The organism is bacterium, from assembly GCA_035454885.1.
Lineage (GTDB): Bacteria > UBA10199 > UBA10199 > JACPAL01.
Window position 1 is genome coordinate 132,501 of sequence record DATIGE010000003.1, and the last position, 3,480, is coordinate 135,980.

Sequence of the window (3,480 nt, forward strand, 5' to 3'; positions counted from 1 at the left end):
CTAAATAGATGCGCCGTTAGGGCCCGCGCCCCCGTCTTGCGACGAGGTGCGATGACCTTAGGATGTCTCGTGAGAGACTCCTTAGAAAGGAGGTGATCCAGCCACAGGTTCCCCTACGGCTACCTTGTTACGACTTCACCCCAATCATGAGTCAAACCTTGGGCGGCTGCCTCCTTGCGGTTGGCGCACCGACTTCTGGTGTAACCCACTTTCGTGGTGTGACGGGCGGTGTGTACAAGGCCCGGGAACGTATTCACCGCGGCGTTCTGATCCGCGATTACTAGCGATTCCGGCTTCGTGGAGTCGAGTTGCAGACTCCAGTCCGAACTGAGAGCACTTTTATGGGATTAGCTCCCCCTCGCGGGTTGGCGACCCTTTGTAGTGCCCATTGTAGCACGTGTGTAGCCCTAGGCATAAAGGCCATGAGGACTTGACGTCGTCCCCACCTTCCTCCGGCTTAACGCCGGCGGTCTCTTTAGAGTGCCCAACTGAATGATGGCAACTAAAGACAGGGGTTGCGCTCGTTGCGGGACTTAACCCAACATCTCACGACACGAGCTGACGACAGCCATGCAGCACCTGTGTTGCAGCTCCCTTGCGGGCACTCCCCTCTTTCGAGGGGATTCTGCACATGTCAAGCCTAGGTAAGGTTCTTCGCGTTGCGTCGAATTGAACCACATGCTCCACCGCTTGTGCGGGCCCCCGTCAATTCCTTTGAGTTTTAGTCTTGCGACCGTACTTCCCAGGCGGGATGCTTAATGCGTTGGCTTCGGCACTCGGGGGGTCAACTCCCCGAACACCTAGCATCCATCGTTTACAGCGTGGACTACCAGGGTATCTAATCCTGTTTGCTACCCACGCTCTCGCGTATGAGCGTCAATATCGGTCTAGAGAGCCGCTTTCGCCGCCGGTGTTCCTCCCAATATCTACGAATTTCACCTCTACACTGGGAATTCCGCCCTCTTCTCCCGTATTCAAGTCTTCCAGTTTTCCGTGCCGTTCCTCGGTTAAGCCGAGGGCTTTCACACGAAACTTAGAAGACCACCTGCACGCGCTTTACGCCCAGTAATTCCGAACAACGCTTGCACCCTCCGTTTTACCGCGGCTGCTGGCACGGAGTTAGCCGGTGCTTCCTCCACAGGTACCGTCAATCCGAGACCCTATTCGAATCCCGGAGTTTCTTCCCTGTTGACAGGGCTTTACGACCCGAAGGCCTTCATCACCCACGCGGCGTTGCTGCGTCAGGGTTTCCCCCATTGCGCAATATTCCCCACTGCTGCCTCCCGTAGGAGTCTGGACCGTGTCTCAGTTCCAGTGTGACTGGTCGTCCTCTCAGACCAGCTACCCGTTATAGCCTTGGTAGGCCATTACCCTACCAACTAGCTGATGGGCCGCGAGCTCATCTCCAAGTGGCAGCTTGCGCCGCCTTTAACCCCTGCACCCGAAGGTGCTGTGGCCTTATCCGGTATTAGCCCGCCTTTCGGCAGGTTATCCCAAGCTTGGAGGCAGATCACTCACGTGTTACTCACCCGTGCGCCACTCATTTTAACCTGTATTGCTACAGGTTAAAATGCGTTCGACTTGCATGTGTTAGGCACGCCGCCAGCGTTCGTTCTGAGCCAGAATCAAACTCTCCAGTTAAATTTGTAACTGGTGTCTTCAAGTCTCGCCCCCGCAACGCGGTATCCTTTTTGAGGTTCGCATCTAAGAGCGGCGACCTGAAGACGAGTTATACTAATCGAAATTGCTTGAGCCCTAACTGGCGCTATCTATTTAGTTTTCAAAGAGCGAAAAAAATCCCACCCTTTTTGTCCTAACAAGGGTTTTTTCTCAGGTTTTTAAGGAGCGCACGACTCTTAAAGAGGGCGGGTTACTAGCAGACGATTTCTTCCACTGTCAATTGAAATCACCTCTCAAAACCCAAACTTCTGCTCTTTCTCGCCTTGTTCCTCCCTCATCGACAAGGCACTCAAATTTTAGTGTTCTTTCAAGATTTGTCAATGAACGTCTTGTCGAAAGATCGTCTTCTAACCCATTAAATAATATGTATTTTTAAGAACTTGCGCTTCCCGACCCGGATCAGATGGTTCTCGGACGGAACCATGTAGTCGATATTGTTGATCTTTTTGTCATCCACCGTCACCCCGCCCTGCTTAATCAACCGGCGAACTTCGGACTTGCTGGGGGCGAGCTTGGCCCTGACGAGGATGTCAACCAAGGCCCGCCCCTCGGAACTCTTGACTTCAATGGTTTCAATGTCATCGGGCAAGCCTTTATTCTTAAATATATTTTCGAACTCCGCCGCCGCGGCTTGCGAGGCAGCCTCGCCATGAAACCGGGCGACCAATTCCCGTGCCAGTCGGATCTTCACCTCTTTGGGATGTTCACGGCCGGAAGCGACATCCTTGCGAAGCGATCGGAGACTCTCTATATCGAGATCGGATAAGAGTTCATAGTAGGACCACATCAACTCGTCCGAAATCGACATCACCTTGCCGAAAATCTGCCCGGGCGACTCCTGGATACCGATAAAGTTCCCGTAAGATTTGCTCATTTTTTGGACTCCGTCGGTTCCGACCAAGAGAGGAAGGGTCATAACAATCTGAGGGGCCTGCCCATCCTGTCTCTGAAGTTCCCGGCCGACGAGGAGGTTGAATTTTTGGTCGGTGCCACCCAACTCCACATCCGCTTTCAGCGCGACGGAATCGTACCCCTGCAGCAACGGATAGAGAAATTCGTGGATCGCGATCGACTCGCCCTTCCTGTATCTTTTTTCGAAATCATCGCGTTCCAGCATGCGCGCAACCGTGTGGCGGGACGCGAGACGGATCATGTCCTTGGCGTTCATCTTGGAAAGCCATTGCGCGTTGAACGCTATCTCGGTCTTCTGGGGATCCAGGATCTTGAAGACCTGATCCTGATAGGTCTTGACGTTCCTCTGGACCTGCTCCTCGCTGAGCGGCGGCCTCGTCTCGCTGCGCCCGGAAGGATCTCCGATCATCGCCGTAAAATCGCCGATGAGAAACAGAACGTGATGGCCAAGATCTTGAAACTGCTTCAGCTTCTGAAGAAGTACCGTGTGCCCCAGATGAAGATCCGGCGCGGTCGGATCAAATCCCGCCTTGATGCGCAGCGGCCTACCGCTCCTGAGTTTTTCAACGAACTCCGTCTCCTGGATCACCTCGACGGCACCCCGCTTGAGGACTCTTAACTGCTCTTGAAGACCCACCCTCACACGCTCACCTTCTCTTGAATTCTGACAATTTGCTTCGCCTGACCGCGGCTTTCCTCGACGTCGATCAGCACAGCGCAGAACCTCACATCACCTTGTGCCACCTCGAAGGGCGCCGGCATTCTCTTGAGGAAACGCGTCAGCGCGGCGGCTTTGTCAAGGCCAATCACGGAATCATGCGGTCCGGTCATGCCGACGTCGCTCAGATAGGCCGTCCCCTTGGGAAGGATTTCCTCGTCGGCGGTCTG

Annotated in this window: 2 protein-coding genes and 1 rRNA gene; all 3 read right to left on the reverse strand. The window is 54.3% G+C overall.

Annotated features, from left to right (window positions below; genetic code table 11):
* Positions 1–85 precede the first annotated feature (85 nt).
* Positions 86–1,641 (reverse strand): 16S ribosomal RNA (locus VLJ37_00640).
* 394 nt (positions 1,642–2,035) lie between these two features.
* Entirely contained in the window at positions 2,036–3,229 is a 1,194-nt protein-coding gene (tyrS, locus tag VLJ37_00645) for a tyrosine--tRNA ligase (protein HSA58176.1), read from the reverse strand.
* 2 nt (positions 3,230–3,231) lie between these two features.
* Positions 3,232–3,480, reverse strand: a 249-nt coding sequence (locus tag VLJ37_00650) for a YmdB family metallophosphoesterase (protein ID HSA58177.1), incomplete at its 5' end; no start/stop codon positions are given.